The sequence below is a fragment of the Psychrobacter aquimaris genome, assembly GCF_016107525.1.
In the GTDB taxonomy this organism is placed as follows: domain Bacteria; phylum Pseudomonadota; class Gammaproteobacteria; order Pseudomonadales; family Moraxellaceae; genus Psychrobacter; species Psychrobacter aquimaris.
Window position 1 is genome coordinate 15,416 of sequence record NZ_JABASR010000017.1, and the last position, 20,872, is coordinate 36,287.

The 20,872-nt window shown below is 41.9% G+C and carries 18 protein-coding genes; 7 read left to right on the top strand and 11 right to left on the bottom strand.

The window, feature by feature from the left end:
* Positions 1-4 precede the first annotated feature (4 nt).
* Entirely contained in the window at positions 5-775 is a 771-nt protein-coding gene (locus JFC10_RS13295; RefSeq protein ID WP_193011516.1) for a DUF3108 domain-containing protein, read from the top strand.
* Between the two features lie 91 nt (positions 776-866).
* Here JFC10_RS13295 and JFC10_RS13300 read toward each other — a convergent pair whose 3' ends face one another.
* Complete coding sequence (locus JFC10_RS13300) at positions 867-1,349, bottom strand: hypothetical protein (protein ID WP_198333319.1); 483 nt, start codon at positions 1,347-1,349, stop codon at positions 867-869.
* A 62-nt stretch (positions 1,350-1,411) separates the two neighbouring features.
* Positions 1,412-2,029 carry an NAD(P)H:quinone oxidoreductase gene (gene wrbA / locus JFC10_RS13305; protein ID WP_193011513.1) on the bottom strand — a complete coding sequence of 206 codons (618 nt, stop codon included), beginning with the start codon at positions 2,027-2,029 and terminating at the stop codon, positions 1,412-1,414.
* Positions 2,030-2,342: 313 nt separating this feature from the next.
* On the opposite strand from wrbA, the gene JFC10_RS13310 reads away from it, so the two are divergent.
* From JFC10_RS13310 to JFC10_RS13325, 4 genes are all read left to right on the top strand, one after another.
* Positions 2,343-3,884: a YihY/virulence factor BrkB family protein gene (locus tag JFC10_RS13310; RefSeq protein WP_198333320.1), complete on the top strand. Its 1,542-nt coding sequence runs from the start codon at positions 2,343-2,345 to the stop codon at positions 3,882-3,884.
* Positions 3,885-4,094: 210 nt separating this feature from the next.
* Positions 4,095-6,866, top strand: a complete 2,772-nt coding sequence (locus tag JFC10_RS13315; protein WP_227698059.1) for a M66 family metalloprotease — start codon at positions 4,095-4,097, stop codon at positions 6,864-6,866.
* Between the two features lie 193 nt (positions 6,867-7,059).
* Positions 7,060-8,688 carry a DUF2254 domain-containing protein gene (locus JFC10_RS13320; protein ID WP_320159289.1) on the top strand — a complete coding sequence of 543 codons (1,629 nt, stop codon included), beginning with the start codon at positions 7,060-7,062 and terminating at the stop codon, positions 8,686-8,688.
* 126 nt (positions 8,689-8,814) lie between these two features.
* Entirely contained in the window at positions 8,815-10,089 is a 1,275-nt protein-coding gene (locus tag JFC10_RS13325) for a cation:proton antiporter (protein WP_198333321.1), read from the top strand.
* Positions 10,090-10,262: 173 nt separating this feature from the next.
* Here the strand turns inward: JFC10_RS13325 and JFC10_RS13330 are convergent, their stop codons facing one another.
* Genes JFC10_RS13330 through JFC10_RS13340 form a run of 3 tightly spaced genes read right to left on the bottom strand, consistent with a single transcriptional unit; the run spans position 10,263 to position 13,149 of the window.
* Positions 10,263-10,811, bottom strand: coding sequence for a DUF2127 domain-containing protein (locus JFC10_RS13330; protein WP_227685803.1), 549 nt, complete (start codon positions 10,809-10,811; stop codon positions 10,263-10,265).
* Positions 10,804-12,015 carry a dihydroorotase gene (locus tag JFC10_RS13335; RefSeq protein WP_198333323.1) on the bottom strand — a complete coding sequence of 404 codons (1,212 nt, stop codon included), beginning with the start codon at positions 12,013-12,015 and terminating at the stop codon, positions 10,804-10,806. Before JFC10_RS13335 ends, JFC10_RS13330 begins: the two co-directional genes overlap by 8 nt.
* A 60-nt stretch (positions 12,016-12,075) precedes the next feature.
* On the bottom strand, positions 12,076-13,149 hold the full coding sequence (locus JFC10_RS13340) for an aspartate carbamoyltransferase catalytic subunit (protein WP_198333324.1): 1,074 nt from the start codon (positions 13,147-13,149) through the stop codon (positions 12,076-12,078).
* Between the two features lie 416 nt (positions 13,150-13,565).
* On the opposite strand from JFC10_RS13340, the gene JFC10_RS13345 reads away from it, so the two are divergent.
* Positions 13,566-14,549 carry a class 1 fructose-bisphosphatase gene (locus JFC10_RS13345; protein ID WP_193011086.1) on the top strand — a complete coding sequence of 328 codons (984 nt, stop codon included), beginning with the start codon at positions 13,566-13,568 and terminating at the stop codon, positions 14,547-14,549.
* Between the two features lie 103 nt (positions 14,550-14,652).
* The gene (locus JFC10_RS13350; RefSeq protein WP_198333325.1) at positions 14,653-15,447 is read left to right on the top strand and encodes a TrmH family RNA methyltransferase; all 795 of its coding nucleotides are present in this window, start codon (positions 14,653-14,655) and stop codon (positions 15,445-15,447) included.
* Between the two features lie 85 nt (positions 15,448-15,532).
* Here JFC10_RS13350 and JFC10_RS13355 read toward each other — a convergent pair whose 3' ends face one another.
* The 6 genes from JFC10_RS13355 to ilvC all read right to left on the bottom strand — a co-directional run bounded on the left by JFC10_RS13355 (position 15,533) and on the right by ilvC (position 20,800).
* Complete coding sequence (locus JFC10_RS13355; protein ID WP_198333326.1) at positions 15,533-16,465, bottom strand: electron transfer flavoprotein subunit alpha/FixB family protein; 933 nt, start codon at positions 16,463-16,465, stop codon at positions 15,533-15,535.
* A 156-nt stretch (positions 16,466-16,621) separates the two neighbouring features.
* Positions 16,622-17,371, bottom strand: coding sequence for an electron transfer flavoprotein subunit beta/FixA family protein (locus tag JFC10_RS13360; RefSeq protein WP_198333327.1), 750 nt, complete (start codon positions 17,369-17,371; stop codon positions 16,622-16,624).
* Positions 17,372-17,835: 464 nt separating this feature from the next.
* Positions 17,836-18,216 (bottom strand): DUF421 domain-containing protein, encoded by a 381-nt coding sequence (locus JFC10_RS13365; RefSeq protein WP_227685802.1) that lies wholly within the window; start codon positions 18,214-18,216, stop codon positions 17,836-17,838.
* Positions 18,217-18,469: 253 nt separating this feature from the next.
* A complete protein-coding gene (locus tag JFC10_RS13370) occupies positions 18,470-18,682 on the bottom strand; it encodes a cold-shock protein (protein ID WP_057758834.1) in 213 nt (70 codons plus the stop codon).
* Positions 18,683-19,061: 379 nt separating this feature from the next.
* On the bottom strand, positions 19,062-19,487 hold the full coding sequence (locus JFC10_RS13375; protein WP_198333328.1) for a hypothetical protein: 426 nt from the start codon (positions 19,485-19,487) through the stop codon (positions 19,062-19,064).
* 296 nt (positions 19,488-19,783) lie between these two features.
* Complete coding sequence (ilvC, locus tag JFC10_RS13380; protein ID WP_198333329.1) at positions 19,784-20,800, bottom strand: ketol-acid reductoisomerase; 1,017 nt, start codon at positions 20,798-20,800, stop codon at positions 19,784-19,786.
* Positions 20,801-20,872: the final 72 nt, after the last annotated feature.

The following is a 20,872-nucleotide window of genomic DNA, read 5'->3' on the forward strand; positions in this document are numbered from 1 at the left end:
ATCCATGAGTTTTTTATCAAACAATCAAAAATCATCATCAACCGATGCTGATAATACCAAACGCCGCCAGTCTAAGTTTTTAACCGCTTTAACCACTGGGGCGAGTATTGCTACGATTGGAGCTTTAAGTATGACTGCACCTACCCTTGCCAGCGCAAAGAGTATCGAACCTTCAAGCGCCAACTACAGCTTTACGGTTGAAGACAAATATAAAGGTACTGCCACTCGTACTTTGGAAAAAGCTGGTAATACTTGGAAATATAATGTCAATGCTCGGGTGGCAGGTGTCGCAAGCGCTTCGCAAAACAGTACTTTTACCATCAACGGCAATAATGTCATTCCGAGTCAAGCAAGCACCACTTATAAGCTATTAGGCGTTGGCCGTACGCACAAATTAGACTTTAATCCAAGTAGTAAAAAGGTGGTGAGTAACTATAAAGGCAAATCGACAACCATGAACATGGCACAACAAGCCTTTGATGATTTGAGTTTGGAAGTACAAATTCGCCAAGATTTATTAAACGATAAATTTTCTGGCAACTATTACATGGCGAAAAAAGACAAAATAGAAAAAACGCCTTTCAAAAAATCGGGTAATACCAAGATTACCGTTCCAGCGGGTACATTTGATACCGTACGTGTCGACCGTATCCACGATGACAATAGTCGTTCTACCAGTTTTTGGCTAGCACCAAGCTTAGATTACCTACCAGTAAAAGTGAGCCAAATTAATGATGGCAAAAAGATGGATTTAGAGTTAACCAAGGTGAATTAAACCCTGTATGAATCAAGCAAAAATAGTATAAAAAAAAGCGGCGCTCTAAATAGAGTGCCGCTTTTTTATGTCTTAAACTTAGCTAAATTAATTAACGTGGTTGCTTAACGACGTTGTTCATTGAAGGGAGGCGTTTTAGTAGAATAAATAACCAGACATTGATTGCCAACAATAAGACAAAATCAAGCAGATAAACCACTATCTCCGCCCAACTGCTACCATAAGCGCGGGTAAACAGCACCACACCACTCGCCCCCAAATAAACCAAGGTAAACATACTGCCTATCAATAGCACATACGGCGAACGACCACGTAGTATCGCTGGCGTTAAGACAAATGCAGGTATTAGCCACAGCGCTTGCCATGCGATACCGCCAATGATATCAGGGCTACTGGGATTGAAAACACTAATAAAAATAGGTAGCCCAAGCAGTCTATAAACCAACCAAATCAGCCAAGTCATCATCAGGCGTTGACGAATGGGCGTAATAGGCTTTTTGCCCTTAACAGCTTTGGCAGATTTTTTTGCTGGTGCGCTTGCATTTATCTCACTATCGGAGCGGTTTGTGACCATTAGATATACTTATTTCCTAATTAATAGCGTTATATAAGACGTTGCATGCTATAAAAATCCACTTAACGAGTCCAGTTCGCTTGCGCCAATGCAGTAGCACTAATAGCCAAGCGTCGACCTTGGGCGATAGCCAACTCGCGCTCATCAGCTGAGACGGGTTGATCATGTAACGCGCCACTCACGTGACTGGCACCATAAGGCGATCCACCACGATGCGTACGATTGAGCGCAGGCTCAGCATACGGCACGCCAACAAGGATCATGCCATGATGCATCAATGGCAACATCATGGTCAACAACGTTGTCTCCTGCCCGCCATGCATCGAGCCGGTGGCAGTAAATACAGCAGCAGGTTTGTTCTGTAGATTACCTGCTAGCCAAAGGGTAACAGTATTGTCCCAAAAGTATTTCATGGGGGCAGCCATATTACCAAAGTGCGTCGGGCTACCAAGCGCCAAACCCATACAGTCTTTTAAATCGTCCATGGTGCAATATAAGTCACCTTCATCAGGTATTGCAGGCTTGCTCGATGTGGTTTCGGGTGCAACCGTTGGTACCGTGCGGATACGGGCTGTCATACCAGCATCCTCAATACCTTGAGCGATAGCATAAGCCAATGTCTTAGTCGTACCGTAATTTGAATAATAAAGCACCAAAACATAAGGGGCGGTCTGACTCATTAGCAATACTTCCTCATAAAACCATTAATATTATTGTTGATTCTAATCACCTACAACAGCTTCTATATAGCCACATCTTAAGCATAAAGCTTTGCTTATTACATAGCTATACGCAACCTGTGACAGATAGCCTAAATGCAGGTATATATTATGCCCCAGTCATTCACTGACATGCAAACAGCCTTGGTACACCTTGTCGCTAATAACCTGTTAGATAGGTTGCCACTGTGCATTTTGACACAATTAAACCGCAGATGGTAACAGCCCATGTTTGTTACACTACTGTCACTCAAATACCTGCTAAATGGTCGATATGGAAAATTTATCAAAAAAAATCCCGTTTTTACATCAACGCTGGTTTCAATTCTTACGATTCTTGACTCGACACTTTTTTGAAGACAATTGCCAGCAAAAGGCCGCATCGCTGACCTATACGACTATGCTGTCGATTGTACCAGTCCTAACTGTCCTATTGATGATTCTATCTTCGGTACCAGCACTTGCGTCCGTTAGAGCACAGATATATGAAGTGATTTACAGCAACTTGCTACCACAATCAAGTATGCAGGTCAGTGAGTATATCAATAGCTTTGCTGAAAAATCATCAAATTTAACCATCATTGGGGCGATGGTGTTATTTTTTACGACCATTATGACATTAACAACTATTGAGCGCGCTTTTAACCAAATCTGGCGAGTAGAAAATCGCTCAGGCGGCATAAAAAGCATGCTGCGCTATTGGACCATAGTGACATTAGGACCACTGGTCTTGGGTACGGCTTTTATCGCCTCAAGTGCTGTGCAAAGCTTGAGTTTTTTAAATCGACAAATTGCCGGTTATGGCATTGACTGGTCTTTTTGGGTACAAGCCGTATCCATTGGTATCACTGTCGCAGGCTTCATTGGTATGTACTGGTTCATCCCAAAAGCGCGCGTACCCGCGAAAAATGCTGCCATTGCCGGTCTCTTTGTCGCTATCGTATTTGAGCTGATGAAGAATCTGTTTGGTACAGTAATGGCAAACTTCACCAGTTATGAAGCGATTTATGGGGCTTTCGCGGCACTGCCCATCTTCTTACTATGGATATATTTGTCTTGGAATTTAATCCTATTAGGCGTTGAAATCAGCTATACCTTGACGATTTTTGAGACTGAAGAAGTCTATCCACGCCACCCGCTCCTAAGTTTGCTCGATATGCTAAATCTCGTTTATACCCATCATTTAAAAGGGGAAGCGGTAAGCGAACAAGCGCTACGTAATGTGCTAGGACGCAAAGAGTTGCCAAAATGGTATACCTATATTAATTATTTGCAAGACAGCAACTTAATTACTATGACTGAAGATGATGATTATGTGCTCAAGAAAGATTTGAGTAAAATGACGTTATGGGATTTTTATCGCACGCTACCTTACCCTTTACCTATCAAAGATGAGCTAGATGAGATGAGCCCAGAGGATCAAAAACCTTGGCTTAGCTTGCTAGTCAATCGTTTTGAGAATACGGAAGCTTATGCCAAGCAACAGTTAGATGTACCGTTAAATGCTATTTTTGCCAATAGCGAGCCACGTAAAAAAGCCGATTCTAATGGAAAAGGTGTCAAAGGCAGTCAATCAAGTTTATTTAGAAAAACCTCGGCGACCACTATGCCACTAGCCCAGAGTGAGCCAATTGAAGGCACGCCACACTTTGACCCACTAGCTTATGATAAAGACAGTGATGTTGAATGCGACGAGCACGATAATGAGATTCTTATTCCTAAAGATTTGAATGACTCTAAAATTAAAACCAATGCTAATCTCTTTAATCATAAAGGCGATATCATTACTGAAGCAGACAACCCAAAAATAAATTAACAAGAGCATTAGTAATAAATGAAACATATTAAACAATAAAAATTAGTTTTTATAACATATAAAAATAAAACTTATTATTATTAATTGAACAAAAGTCGTACAATATACTAACACAGCTGTTATATTGCCCTAAACTATTATTAGGGTAACAACTTGAAAAATACAATAGCATTTCCAGTAAAAGCGCTAAGCATTGGTGTCGTATCTATTATGCTTTCTGCTTGTGGTGAAGGTGATGGAAGCACATCATCACTTGTACCACCAGTAACCAGTATTCCTGCAACGCCACTTGAACCAAGTACACCAATCAAATATCCAGAACCAAAAAAGGATATTGCTGATTTTTATTTATTAGGGTTTTTTGACCACGATGGTAGAGCGGGAGAAATTCGAGAAATTCGTCCAGATTTAGTTGGCGATTTCAAAGCGATGATTCAGTTTGGTCAAAATCATACTGTTGATCCACAGGGTAACGAAGCAAAAAATATGCCGCGCCTGACGGCAGAAAAAGAAGCGCTGTTATTAGTGACGCCTACTCTTGAAATGGGTGATATTAATAAATTAGCGGCTGAAATTTACAAAGATGGGGTTTTATTAAGAACTGTCAATTTAGCCGATCCTACTCAAATTCCAGACACGGATCAGACCAATACTGACCAACGTCCCCGTGTCTCTTATAGTAAGCGCGCATGGTCGACTAAGCTCAACTGGGACGAAGTACAAGGTGGTCTCAAAATCCGCATTGTGGATGAGCAAAATCGTAGCGGTGAATTGTTAGAAAATAAAATAGATTTTGCTGCACCAGGCGAGTTGGTATTGACCAATATTCGTCTAGGTATGCTAACGGATGCGCCTCAATCTTGGGGTCATTACATGTTACGCGACCCAGAAAGAGCCGGTTCAGACTACTTCCAAACCATTCCAGCGGCACAAATGACCGTTGCTAAATATGATGACCTCAAGCTTGATCGAGTAATGGTTGCCAATGGCACTATTTATGATTCAGTGAGTAACTCAAATGGTGGTGTTTATGAAGGCGATATGCGTGAAAATACCGGTAAATCAACTTTTGGTGTCGGCATTAACTTAGCCAATTGGGGCGTCACCAGTGCCTCAATGCAAAGCCAAGAGCAGCCACAATTGACCCAAAACGTCAATGCGCACCACGCCCGCGGCAAATATGCCAATGGCGAAAGCAACCATGGCTTAAGCGGTGGCAATGGCATGCTGACTTTAATCGACTCTGTTGGCAATGAGTTCAGTCATGAAATCGGCCATCATTATGGCTTAGGTCATTACCCTGGTAAAGTCGGCGAAGATTATTTTTGGGCAGAGCATCATGCCAATAGTGGCTGGGGCTATAACAGCGTTAGAAATAAAATGCGCAGTAACTTAGACTGGCCACGAAACAACGTGGGTGATGGTCTAACTGGCAAACCTACGTTTTTAAGCACCTATGGCTATGGTCGCGATGCTATGTCTGGCGGATCACATAGCGGCGCTTATTCAGACTATACTCATTATACGGGTTACAGTACAAAAATTAAAATACAGCCAGCATTTGATCGGGCAATATTTGATGCTGATTCACCGACCGGCTATAAGAAATGGAATGCTGATCTTAGAAAGATGGAAGTCATCCAGCCTAAAGTACCAAGATCTACCAATGTGTGGTACAACAGTGCCGATGGTAATTACTTAAAAGCACGTTTGCAGGGTGTGCCTGTTTTCACTATTTTAGGTGGCTATGACCCTGTCGCGCAAAAAGGCATCATTTATCCAGCAGCACGTGGTAACTGGGGTAACGTTTTTGATTTACCAACGCCCAATAACTCGCTAGAAGCAGCAAGCTGCTGGTTGGCGGTCACTTATAGTAATAACGCATTTAATACTATTGCTTTGGCACCTAATCGAATGAATGGCAATGCCAATAAATTTCATGTCAATTTAGCAATCGCTGAAGATCCGAAAAAGGTGGATTTGTACTGTAAAAAGGCCAATGAAGCACAAGTGTTATTGTCTTCAATAGATATTGGTCAATATAGCGATGCCATTAAACCAGCTGTGACTTTTGGTAGAGAACATGGCTATACAGCACTTAGAAAAGTTGAATTACCGATCTTAGAGCAGAAACTCCTTGCTCAAGCTGAAAATTCGACTATTAGCTTAGACGCCAATGGTGAATTAATATATAACTCTTATAAAAACGATCGTAATGAGCTAAGTCAAGAGCTTAGTCCTGTAGCACTCCAAACATTAGAACGTTATGAGCAGCAACAACAAACCATGTACCGCTTAAATCGTTGGGTCAATGTCTATCGTACTGATTTAATTAAGAACGAGCCTGAAGCACTTACTGAATTTCAAAAGTTTGTTGTAGAGTTAGACCTACAGGATGACAAACCTTTAGAAAACGCCAGTCCTATGCTTAACGGTAATAATTGCCTTAAAGCTGAAACACTAGAAGATGGTAAGCTAAATGCCTTTATTAGTGGTCCAAGCGCTTGTACGGGTGACGACTCTGAACAATGGATTCAAGATACGAAGGGTAAAATCCACAGTAAAATGGCGATGGATCAGTGTCTAACGACTCAAGGTGGTGTGGTTAATTTGGCAGCTTGTAGTCTTAATATTGATACGCAGCATTGGGAAATGGTCACTAGCACTAAAGAAATCAAGCAAGGAAATCAGTGTTTTGATTTAGAAGGTGGTCATTTAAAAGAAAACCGCGCACGCTTAATTCGTTATGGCTGCAACGGTGGCGGTAATCAAAAATGGACGATGATGACGAAAAACCCAAGCTTTATCTTAGCAACAGCCGGCAACAACCTACCATTAATTGTGGACAGTATGCAAAAACAAACGGTAACGATGGACAGTAGGCAGAAACAGTCGTTAAGTGTGGATAATACAGCAGCACCATCAGTACTAGGGAAATTAAGCACCGCGATAAGCACTTGGATTGACGATTTAGCTAGTTAGTCAATAGATAACACGAAAGCTTCATCACGTTAAAAATAAGCTCCTATTACAGGGGCTTATTTTTTACTAAATTTTTAATCTTTATTGCTTATATGGTAAGGTAATTTACTTTTAATAGATTTTATTAGCCAAACAAAATCATAGCTTATTAATAAAAAATGGATTCTTTCTTAGGTCGCTTTTTAGGTCATTTGTGGAGCATATAATATTGGATAAACACCCTGAAAGTGGCTGGTTTAAATCTGCATGGCTGGCAGTCATACACAGACTAAAACAGTTTGCCCAGTTATGGTCGCTACAAACACTGACCGATTTGCCCGATCGCCTAAGAAACCTATGGCAGCAGCTTATTGGCTCTTATTGGTTTATCCCAACTGCGTGCGTCATTGCAGGTATATTGCTTGCGCCTTTATTAGTGACTATCGATCAACACTTTGACCGCGAAACTGTCAGAGAAATCACTTTTGCTTTTACTGGTGACGACGATGCTGCACGTGCCATCATGACAGCAATTGCAGGGGCTGTATTGGGCGTTGCTGGTACCACGTTTTCAATTACTATTGCCGTCCTATCAATGGCCTCCTCACAATTTGGCCCTCGATTATTACGTAACTTTTTGACGGACACGCCCAATCAGTTTGTCTTAGGCGCATTTATTGGCACCTTTAGCTATAGTTTATTGGTCTTAAAATCCATCCATAAATATGACGTCGCTTTTGGTGTGCCACAGCTCGCTGTTACCTTTGCCATTATTATGGCGATTATCTGCGCACTTTTATTGGTGTACTTTGTACAACATATGGTACATGCCATTCAGGCCTCACATGTTATTCAAAACGCCAGCAATGATGCTATTGATAATATTCACTATTGGTATCGCGATCATTGCGATATCCAGCATCAACGTGATATAGAACATCATGATACTGAGCAGTTTCATAAATGGTCAGCGATGCCCATCTATTCACCAAGCTCAGGTTATGTTCAGCAAATCTACCTTGAGTCACTGATTACACTGACACAAGACTATGGCGGCGTGGTACAGATACATACCAATCTTGGTGATTATGTCACTGACAAAAACGTCATTGGCTATTTTTACCAGCGTCCAGCAAATCACCCAAATAATCAACAAAAAACAACGACACCACATTTAGCCGTTGTACCGCGTGCCACTGACGGACTTTTTTGGCAACGCTTTGCAGGCTGTATACGTATCGAGCAACGACTGGCTAATTCTAACGATATTGCTTATAGTTTAGGGCAAATGACTGAAATCGCCGTGCGAGCATTGTCTCCTGGTATCAACGATCCAAAAACAGCAGTCAACTGCGTACAATCACTGACCAGCTGCTTAAGTATCATGATGCGTCGTCAGCCGCCCAGTCCCTATCACTTTCACACCCTCTCATCAGATGATGATGCTCCCAAAACCGAGGTTGAAAAGCAGCGTTTGGCCATTTTAGCCGTGGTTACCCATATTCCCAAGATATCCGATTTTATCAATACATCGCTTGGCGAAATACGTCGTTATGCAGCCGCTGATTTAATGGTATTGAAAGCGCTATGTCAGGCGATGGTAAATCTAAATTATGCTCGCGTAAATCAAGCGCAGCAGCAGACTTTACTGCATGAGTTACAACTGATTAAGCGAGCAGGAGAAGAAAACCTAGGCTATCAAGAGCTGATAGATGATTTGAGCGCGATGTGCCAACAAGCCCAACAATTCATTCTTAGCAACGATGCTCATCATCAGTATTTTAACTATGTTAGTGAGTTTGACACCCATATTCGTCAGGCATTACAAACGCAATCAAGATAAGCTTTTGCTACTGATAATATGATACATACCGCTGAGGTAAAAATGAGAAAACAACCAAAATTAAAACCTTCTAATCCTTATAAGCGCTAAACTTAAGACCATTCATCATTACTTGAGACTTTTTTCATGGCCCCTACCAGCAGCCTGACCATACTTGAAATCAGCGCGATATTTTTATCTATCACAGCCTTACTGACCTACGTCAACCATCGCTTTATTGGCCTACCGACCACGATTGGTGTGATGGTTATCTCCATTTTATTATCTATTGGCGCGATATTTTTGGGGTTTTTGGGATTTGATCAGCTTATTGATTATGAAGTAAGCTTATTAGAGCAGCTTGATTTTACCGAAGTCTTATTAGATGGCATGCTCTCTATGCTTTTATTTGCAGGGGCACTGCACGTCAATATCAGCGATTTAAAGCGTTATAAACTGCCTATTGGCATCCTTGCTTGCGTCGGCACCATCGTCTCTGCCGTGCTTATCGCCACGGCACTTTATTTTATGCTGCCACTGTTCGGCTTTGGCTTGCCATTTCTTTGGTGTTTGTTATTCGGTGCTCTAATATCACCGACCGATCCTATTGCCGTAATGGGCATCCTGTCATCCGCAGGTGCACCAAAAAGCATAGAAACAGTCATCGCGGGTGAATCATTATTTAATGATGGTATCGGCGTGGTGATTTTTGTGTTGCTGCTGGGAATTTTATCAAGTGGTGATATACCGACGGCCAATTATGTGGCGCACACCTTAGCGGTTGAAGCCGGTGGCGGTATTATTTTTGGGTTGGTGCTTGGGGCGATTTTGTATTACATGCTTAAAAGTATCGATAGTTACCAAGAAGAAGTGTTGTTAACGCTTGCTGGTGTGATAGGTGGTTATGCACTGGCCAGCCATTGGCATTTATCAGGACCACTTGCCATGGTAATGATGGGGTTGATGGTTGGGAATCGCGGACGAGCATTGGCGATGAGCGATAAAACGCGGCATTATATTGATTTATTTTGGGAGTTAATCGATGAAATTCTCAACGCTATTTTATTCGTACTCATCGGTTTAGAAGTAGTGATGATTGCGTATTCGGGTAATTTATTTATCGCCGCTGGCTTAACGATTGTCATTGCCCTACTTGCGCGTTTTATTGTTGTGGGTATGACGACCAAAACCTTTCATCGTCAGCTCGATTTGCCGACTGGTGCTTGGAAAGTGCTGACATGGAGCGGATTACGTGGTGGTATTTCGGTTGCCTTAGTGTTGCAACTACCGTTGGGAACCGAACGCGATATCTTGTTGGCGCTCACTTATGCGGTGGTAATATTCTCGATCTTGGTACAAGGTTTAAGTGTTGGCAAAGTCGCCAAAAGCATTCGCACTGATAAAGATATAGCAAAGCTATAAGCTATAAGCTATAAGCTATAAGCTATAAGCTATAAGCTATAAGCTATAAGCTATAAGCTATAAGCTATAAGCTATAAATAGTTTTAAGCCAGTCGTTTTAGTAAAAGAAAAGCCAGCATAAGATAGTATCTTGCGCTGGCTTTTTCATATACATTCAGTTTTTTTGATAAGCGCTATATCAAGCCTTTGCGCTTCATATTACGATAAACCACGACCACAATAAGAAGGTTTGAGACTAATATTCCAAGCTTAAACCAATCAAATGGACTAACGATTAGATAGTAAAGCTCAATAGGAATAAACACCCCATAACCAAGCACACCAAACCAATACGCCCATGTTTTATCTTGCCATAAGCCATAAGCCTCAAGGAAACGCAGACTGGCGTAAGCAAATATCAATAACAAGAATACTGGCCAGTTTTTACTTGCCTGCTGGGCAATCCGAACCGCACTGTCAACTTGCGGTGCCAGTAGCTGTCCAAAAGTCTGTTGCCAAGAATCTGTCGCGGTCGTCAGCCAATGCTCAAGATCGGTATGCCACGACCACAATGCGCCTGCACCTAATAACGCACCAACGCCTTTGACAACTTCATAAATGGCCACCGCTTTGATGGATTCACTGGCAGTACCGTGCGACTTGATGGTTTGATTGCGCAAGTGATGATCGTTATCCTTCGGAGATGGTTGCAGACTATCATTCTGCCTAGGCAAATTAGCCAAAGAAAGTCTCCACAACGCGGCCTTGCAACTGCTGATTAAAGAATGGCGTGTTTTTACCATTGGACAGCATGGATTGGGCAGTCACTTGCCACTCCAGATTGGGATCCACCAGTACTGCGCCGCCGATGTTTTCATACTGCTCGCTAATACCAGCAATTTTTGCCGGATTGAGACAGATTTTATCGACGAGTTGCTCTAAAGTTAACACGTCATCATTTACTAGCTGACAAGCCAGTGCCATAAACGTATCAAAATTTGAGATACCTGGCGTGCTCTCAGCAAATGGGGCTTTTTTGGCGGTACTGTTCAATGGTTCATGATGGCTACATATCGCGTCAATGGTGCCATCTTTCAAACCACGGCGGATGGCTTGCTGATCGGTATTGCTACGCAGGGGTGGTAATACATAGGCTTGGGCGTTAAAACCCTCTAAATTATCATCGGTCAAATACAACTGATGCATCGCCACATCACAAGTCACGGGCAGACCTTTATCTTTTGCCCAGCGCATCAATTCGATTGAAGATTTGCACGACAGTTGACTAAAGTGAGCGGCGATGCCCGTTTCTTCAACCATTAGCAACTGCGTTGATAAGGCAACCGTTTCAGCAATCCAAGGAATCCCCTGCAAGCCATGATATGAAGCGATATAACCTTCATGAGCCACGCCATCACCAGATAGACTTGGCTCATCAGGGTAAAAGAATACTTTCATATTAAAAGTCGCGGCGTATTCCAGTGTACGCAGCAATACTAAATCATTGCGAAAAGGACGGCGCGCATTAGAAACTGCTATACAACCGCCTTTTTTAAGCCCAGCGATATTTGATGGGCGCTCACCTTCTAAACCAGCAGTCAATGCACCCAAAATATGCAAATATATGCCGCCATCACCAAGCGCGCGCTCACGTAAACCTTTTAATAATGAACCGTTCTCTAAGATAGGATTGGTATCAGGAGGAATGACCACATGCAAAAAACCATTGCCACGAGCAGCGCGCCCTTCTGACTCCAAAGTGCCATGTTGTTGTTGACCTGGTTCACGTAGGCGGGCGCACAGATCAACCAAAGGCGGCAGTAGCCACATTTCACGGCCAGCTTCAAGTGAAGCCAACTTATCTGTCGCAGTACTTGATAGTGAGTCTTTAAATGATTGAGGAAGATGATTAATTATCGGTGCATCCGTATTTAACATAGTTGTCATGAGCGTTATTACCGTATCAATAAAATGGGATAAATAAATATAAAACAGCGAGGCAGAGGATTATTTGCTCGTGGCTTGGTGAGCGCGCTGACCTTCCATAGCTAGCGACAGTACTGCCATACGAATAGCGATGCCGTTATTCACCTGTTTTAAAATCACTGACTGGTCGCCATCGGCAACGCTTGATGCAATTTCAACACCTCGGTTCATCGGCCCTGGATGCATAACCAACGCATCGGGCTTAGCCAATGCCATACGCTCTGGCGTAATACCATAGTGTTTATAATATTCACTCGATGATGCCAGCAGCGGCGAGCCGATACGCTCGTTTTGTATTCTTAATCCCATAATGACATCACAGTCCGTGACACATTCATTCATATCTTCATAGACTTGTACCCCAAAGCGCTCAATGCCTTTAGGCAATAAGGTGCGCGGCGCACAGACACGGATGTCTTTGACACCTAAGGTCTGTAGCGCACTGATATCTGAGCGTGCCACTCGCGAATGCTTGATATCACCGACGATAGCCACTGACAATTCCTCAAATGGGCGCGGTGCTTCACGATGAATAGTGAGCATGTCGAGCATCCCTTGCGTCGGATGTGCATGCCAGCCATCACCACCATTAATAATGGCAATATCTGGTGTTACTTCGGTTGCCATAAAATGGGCAGCACCTGACGCTGAATGCCGTACCACAAAGATATCTGCCGTCATGGCTTGTAGATTCCACAGCGTATCGCGCAAGCTTTCACCTTTTTTGGTACTAGAGCGCTCGATATCGATATTGAGCACATTGGCACCGAGACGCTTTTCGGCTACTTCAAAGGTCGTGCGGGTACGCGTTGACGGTTCAAAAAACAAATTCATCACCGTATAGCCCTCAAGCTCAGGACGGTTGATGAGCTGTCCGTTATCATCAAAAAACGTCTCTGCTTTGGCAATAATCGCCTGCAACTGCGCTTTATTAAGACCTTCTACCCCCAAAAAATGGCGAATACTGCCATCGCTATTAAGCTGCGGACGACTTAACGACGCATCCAGTTTCTCGTGAATGGTATCAGGGTCGAATTTGGCATAATCCGTTGGCGAGACGGTCTGAATTGAGCGACTATCGATAGAATTTGACATAATGGCAGGTCTTTATTGTTGGTTTATATAATTTAATAATCATCATTTATGCGTTTTTTGGCGATTTATAGTCGACGATAAGCACAGAGACAAGGACATTTTGGCACTTATTTGCTACAATTTACCCCAGTGGCAGTGATAGACATAGCGCCGTAAAAAACAGACGTTGTCGTCCTCTTGGGCAATAGCCATACACCTGTCGAAACCATCATCAAAAATCCGCTTATCCAAACGATAAATAAATAATAATAGTGATAGTGTAGCTGATTTTGTGGTCAGGACAAAGATGCCGTGCAGGGTATTTAAAAATTTGACAACTTTAGGTCTGTAAAGTGCCACCTAACCAATTTTTCAATCCCTTATTTAATCCTTAGTTTCAGTAGCATTTATTTTAACAGCATTTATTAGGAAGCCTTATGACAACCCTTACAGACTATCTCAATGATTATTCACCCAATCCTGCACTGAGTGACGTTATTACGACTGTCACTGACGTGGGTAAAACCATCTCACAATTATTGAGAAAAGGGGCGCTAGCCGACATTCTAGGCGAAGCTGGCAACCAAAACGTCCAAGGTGAAGACCAGAAAAAACTGGACGTACTGGCCAATGACTTATTATTAGACGCTTTAGCAAAAAATACTCATTGTGCAGGCGTTGCCTCAGAAGAGCTTGACGATGCTACTCCTGCCAATGCAGATGGCAGTTTGTTGGTATTGTTCGATCCTCTTGATGGCTCATCAAACATCGATATTAATATGGCCGTCGGCACTATCTTCTCTATTCTACCGTACCAACGCCAAGGTCAAATCAGTGAGAATGCTGATTTTTTACAAGCAGGTAATCAACAGTTAGCAGCAGGCTATTTGTTATATGGTACCTCTACGGTATTGGCGCTGACCATCACCGATCATGTCGTGATGTTTAGTCTAGATCCAGACACCAATGATTATGTGCTCATAGAAGAAAACGTGAAAATCGATGCGGATACCAGCGAATATGCTATCAATGCTTCAAACTACCGTTACTGGCGCGCACCCATGCAGCAGTATATCGATGAGTTGATTGCTGGCGAAACTGGTGTCCGTGGTCGCGATTTTAATACACGCTGGGTGGCGGCCATGGTCGGTGACGTGCATCGTATTTTATGTCGCGGCGGCCTCTTCACTTATCCGTTCGATACCAAATATGCCAATAAAGCAGGCAAATTACGCTTGATGTATGAAGCCAATCCAATGAGCTTATTGATTGAGCGTGCGGGTGGCGCTGCCACTGATGCAGTCAATCGCATTTTAGATATAGAACCTATCGATATCCACCAACGCGTTCCTGTGGTACTTGGCAGCAAAAATGAAGTCGATTATGTTAAAAATCTGCATGTAAATTACGCTGATAAATAAGCCCTTTAACTTTACTTTGATAACAATCAGTATAAAACTACAGCATGTATAGGCTTTATACTGATTGTTTAATTTTTCTATATTTTTCTCTAAGCGATCCACTATGGTAGCAAATCCCACCGAGCTTATTACCTCAGATAAAAATACGACCGTTAAACTTGTCAAATCGTTGCTAACGCAAGCGCGACAGCGTAAGAAGCAAGGACAAACGGTGATTGAGGGCGTCCATCTCATCGATGCGGCGCTGCGTAGTGACTACCCGTTTGCCCAAATCCTACTCGCAGAGTCTGCACATAACCATCCTGAAGTTCAGCAGGTTTTGACGCGCTTGCCTACTTATACGCCTATTTTAACGTTATCAAATTCGCTGTATGAGAGTATTCGTAGCTTAGGTACTGGTATCGATATCATGGCAATCATTAAAGTACCAACGCCTAGTTTATCGATGATTGATGATGACTGCTTGATTTTGAATGATGTGCAAGACAGCGGCAATGTGGGCACCCTATTACGCACCGCAGCAGCGGTCGGCATCAAGAATATACTCTGTACCAGCGCTACAGCGCAAGCCTGGTCTCCTAAGACTCTACGAGCAGGTATGGGCGCTCAGTTTTCTTTGACTATCTATGAAGGTCTAAGTGTGCAAGATGTTTTGGACCATGTGCAAACGCCGCTGTTTGCGACCAGCTCACATACCGATACGGTGATTTATCAACATGACTTAAAAAAACCTATCGCTTGGATTATGGGTCATGAAGGACAAGGCGTTTGTGATGAGCTGATGCAGTGCGCGACCCCTATCGCTCTACCACAGCCCAATGGTCAAGAAAGCCTTAATGTCGCCATTGCAGGCTCATTATGCTTATATGAAACTTTGAGACAGAGACAGTACTCTTAGCCTATATCATATGATTTTGATATAAAAACCCCCGCTATCAATTGATAGCGGGGGTTTTTATTATACGTCTATTACTACTGATAGATTAAACCTTGCTTGTCAGCTCAGGCAATGCTACAAACAAATCTGCTTCCAAGAAGTAATCAGCAACGCTAGCGATAGGCGCTTCTGGATCATTGTTGATAGCAACAATAACCTTAGAATCTTTCATACCCGCTAGATGCTGAATCGCGCCTGAAATGCCCGCTGCGATATATAAATCTGGTGCAACGATTTTACCCGTTTGACCGACCTGCATATCGTTTGGTACATATCCTGCATCAACAGCAGCACGTGATGCACCAACAGCCGCGCCTAGCTTGTCAGCCAATGGCTCGATGTATTTAGTGAAGTTTTCACCGTTTGCCAATGCACGACCACCAGAAACCACGATGCTTGCTGAGGTCAATTCAGGACGATCAGACTTAGCCATTTCTTCATTTACAAAGCTAGCTTTGCCAGTTTCTTGTACGTTGTCGATAGTTTCAACAGTCGCTGAACCACCTTCACTTGCCACTGGGTCAAACGCAGTTGTACGTACGGTTAGTACGACTTTATCTTCTGTCGTTTTTACGGTTGCCGTTGCATTACCTGCATAGATAGGACGCTCAAACGTTTGTGCATCTATGACAGCAGATATTTCTGATAGCATACTTACATCAAGTAAAGCCGCAACACGTGGCATAAAGTTCTTACCAGTGGTGGTAGCAGGTGCGATGATATGGCTATAATCACCAGCGATATCAGCAACCAATAGCGCTACGTTACCCGCCAGTTGATGCTCATAGGCAGCGTTATCTGCTAATAGTACTTTAGTCACGCCTTCTGCTTTAGCTGCTTCATCAGCGACTGCTTGAGCACCACTACCTGCAACCAACACATGGATATCATCACCCATTTGCTTAGCAGCAGCGATGGTGTTCAAAGTTGCCTTTTTTAGACTGGCATTGTCATGTTCTGCATATACCAAAATTGCCATGGTTCTAGTCCTTTTTTTGTTCGTATCATCTATTCATGCGGTTGTTTGTGTACAAAGCTATTTGAAAAGCTATTATTTTATATAAAATAAATCATCCAAATCTATATATAGCCTTGTACAGGATATGCCGTAGCGAAGTATCCAATCATTGAAACATTAAATGACTTTTGCTTCGTTTCTTAGCTTATCGACCAACTCATCCACTGACCCTACTGTAATACCAGCTTTGCGTTCAGCAGGTGGCACGACTTTAATGATCTCTTGCTTAGATGCCATATCAACACCAAAATCAGCTGGCGTTTTTTCATCAAGTGGCTTTTTCTTCGCTTTCATGATGTTAGGCAATTTAGCATAACGAGGCTCATTCAAACGTAAGTCAGTAGTAATAACCGCTGGTAGCTCAAGTGCTAGCGTCTGTAAACCACCGTCAATTTCACGAGTCACGTTTACTTTATCGCCTTCGACTTTCACTTCTGAGGCAAACGTACCCTGACCGATACCCATCAATGCCGCTAGCATCTGACCAGTCTGGTTGTTATCGTCATCAATTGCTTGCTTACCCAATAAGATAATATCAGTGCCTTCACTCTCGGCGATATTTTTGAGTATCTTAGCAATTTGTAGTGGATACGGCTTGTCGTCAGTCAACACTAGAACACCACGATCAGCACCCAATGCTAACGCTGCACGAATTTGCTCTTGTGATTCTTTTGGACCGATTGAAGCAACAATGATTTCATCAATCACACCCGCTTCTTTTAGACGAACCGCTTCTTCTACTGCGATCTCATCAAAAGGGTTGATTGACATCTTAGTGTTTGATAGATCAACGCCAGAGTTATCAGCTTTCACACGAACTTTTACGTTATAATCAATGACACGCTTGACCGCTACTAATGCTTTCATACGTTCCTCGTTTATTAATGTTATGAATTAAAAATTGTCAGTTAAGAACCAAAGGTTCATTTTTTGAAACTGTTATTCAAACTGTCGTTCAAAATACTACTTAGGGTTATTACTACGTCAACAGATAGTAGTTAATTAAGCAAGAAGAAACAATACCGAAAATGGTAATAGCCTCACACCACTCCTTAATAAAATCTGCTAAAGCTAAGCCAACCGTTATTATCAGACCTATGTATCTTGCGTGAGCACAGTCATAAGGTCAAGACAACGCCGTGAATAATGCGTCATAAATTTGTCACCATTCTATAATAAATAGTTTATAAGTACACAATTTTGCAGTTCTCTTTAGCTTACATTTTAATATTTTACATATTTATAGCACTGTCAACACCATAATTACTTAACGTTTTGTGGTGATTTATCTCGTTGGGATCAATCGATAACAATAATTAGGCACTCAACATCTACGATTTGCTATTTTTACTGGAACCAACCAGCAATTCACTGTCGCGTATATCATCGAATAATACACAGTCAGGCTTAACCGCATTATTGTTGATGACACTCATATCACCTGTGGTTTCCATAGTGACAGCAAATACTTCAGTTTTAGACTTGATCCCATTCTTGCGCAAAACCTGTTGAACATCGCTGGTACTGAAATTGGCTTCTTTTAAATTTTCACTAAAATACTCACCATTCGCCATCAATATGATGGCTCGATTATCTATCAAAGATTTTAAAAGTTTAAATTTACGCCTGATGAAAGAGATAACACCTTGAAGCACAAATAATACCGCGACGGCAAACAACCCTTGCAGCAATGACGGTGTATCAGATAGCACCGTTGAAGTGAGTATGCTACCAATTTTTATATCTTTATTGAGTCAGTGCTCATAGCTGACATTAGTATACTTTTGACGACCTTACGTTTTTAGCGAGAAAAATGGCATAAAAAAAGCAACCTGAGAAGAGGTTGCTTTTTTTTAGAGTTGAAACAGTATTTTTATTGTTTTAACAAACAAAGGTATCAATGCGTTATGCTAATCTTACTACAATTGAGCGACTAAAGATTAGTTTACTCAATGGCAAATGAGATTAGATAGCTTCGATTTGCTCAGCTTGTGGGCCTTTTTTGCCATCACCTAAGATGAAAGACACTTTTTGGCCTTCGGCTAGAGTTTTGAAACCGTTACCTTGGATAGCGCTGTAGTGAGCGAATACGTCTTGTCCGCCATTGTCTTGAGCGATAAAACCAAAACCTTTAGCTTCATTAAACCACTTTACAGTGCCTTCAACTTTATCTGACATAAATTTTCCTAACTCTTTAACTGTTGGCGAGACGTGTGTCGTCACCGATTAATTGATATATACCCAAACTATTTTCTGCTAACTGCAACAGTCAGTATTATCAAAATATCGTTAGATAACTTGAAATTACGACCTAAAATATTTTGAGTACAGTCTGATTATAACAGCTTTTTCTAAGAGCAACAGGTTAAATTGATGATTTTTGTAAACAGCAATCATCTGTTTTTAGAAGTCACAATATTCAATAAATTACCACCTAAGTCATTGATATAAAATATTTTTTATCACCGGCCATCTATTATACAAACATAAGAGAGACATATAAGTTAATAGAAAGCATTATCTCAAATAATAAACAGATGATGCACTAGCGTATATCTCATTGAGATATCGGTAGCCATGGTGAACTTAATACCAATACACAAAGTGCAAAAAATATCAGCGAAAATGACTGACTATAGGCGATGTATTTAGCAGGTATTACCAAGTCTTTAGGAGAATCAGGAATGCCTTTACGTTTTAGTAAACGTGTCCCGTATATCCAGCCAAAGGTAGTATAGATTCCATACGCAGCAGGTACCGTAATAGCCAGTGGTGTTAAGTCGATCACATATAATATGACAACGGAAATAAAGAACCACAAGGTATCCAAGAGTGAGCTGATTTTAAAAAACTTAGATTGAGGCAATTTGCCATCGGTTTTTTTGAGCATCTCCCCTTCTATCCATATTAAAACGGCTACCACAGCGCTAAGAGTAATGTATACGAATTGCGGCGTTAGCCAGTCTGGATAAGATATTTGCACAACACACAACCTATAATCTATAAAAAATAAGAACGCGCAACTCAATCGTCCTGATAATTAACCAGCAATTGGTTCCACTAAGAATATTCAAAAAAAATCAATTAAGGCTAGGTATATGAGGCATCAATTGGTAGTTTTCAACCAATACAAAAGCGATTGTGGTTGAAATATCACTAAAATAATTCAAATTAAAAAAGCCCATGCTATCAAGTAATAGCATGGGCTCTTGGTTTTATATCAGAGCATGGGCTCTTGGTTTTATATCAGCGAGTAATTTCTTAATAACCGATATTGAATTAGTTTTTATCTTTATCAATAATCTTATTACCGCCGATCCAAGGCATCATACCACGTAGCTTAGCACCAGTGATTTCGATTTGATGCTCTGCATTGTTACGACGACGAGCAGTCATTGATGGATAGTTGGTTGCACCTTCAGAGATAAACATCTTCGCGTATTCACCAGACTGGATACGTTTTAGGGCATTACGCATGGCTTCGCGTGATTGCTCATTGATGACTTCAGGTCCAGTCACATATTCGCCATACTCAGCGTTGTTACTGATTGAGTAGTTCATGTCAGCGATACCGCCTTCATACATCAAGTCAACGATAAGCTTTAGCTCATGTAAACACTCAAAGTATGCCATTTCTGGAGCATAGCCGGCTTCTGTTAATGTTTCAAAGCCCATTTTTACGAGTTCTACAGCGCCGCCGCAAAGAACGGCTTGCTCACCAAATAGATCTGTTTCAGTTTCATCTTTAAATGTTGTTTCGATAATACCTGAACGACCACCACCAACACCAGCAGCATAAGATAGTGCTAACTGTTTGGCTTGACCTGACGCATCTTGATAGATAGCGATAAGATCAGGGATACCACCGCCTTTCGCAAACTCTGAACGAACGGTATGACCGGGTGCTTTTGGCGCAACCATAATGACATCAAGATCACCACGTGGTACGACTTGGTTATAATGAATCGCAAAACCATGAGCAAACGCTAGGGTCGCGCCTTCTTTGATGTTTGGCTCAATCACGTCGTTATAAAGCTCTTTTTGAAACTCATCGGGTGTCAAAATCATGATGACATCAGCGGCTTTGACCGCTTCTTCTACTTCAGCCACTTTTAAGCCTGCGTTTTCCGCTTTTTTCCATGAGCCAGAATTGGCACGTAGACCAACCGTTACATCAACGTCTGAATCTTGTAGGTTAAGCGCGTGTGCATGACCTTGTGAACCATAACCAATAATGGCGACTTTTTTACCTTGGATAATCGATAGATCACAATCTTTATCATAATAAACGTTCATAAATAGAGTCCTTTTCCTAAATCATGGCTTGCCATGGATAAATAAACACTTAAATTACAATCACCTTATCGA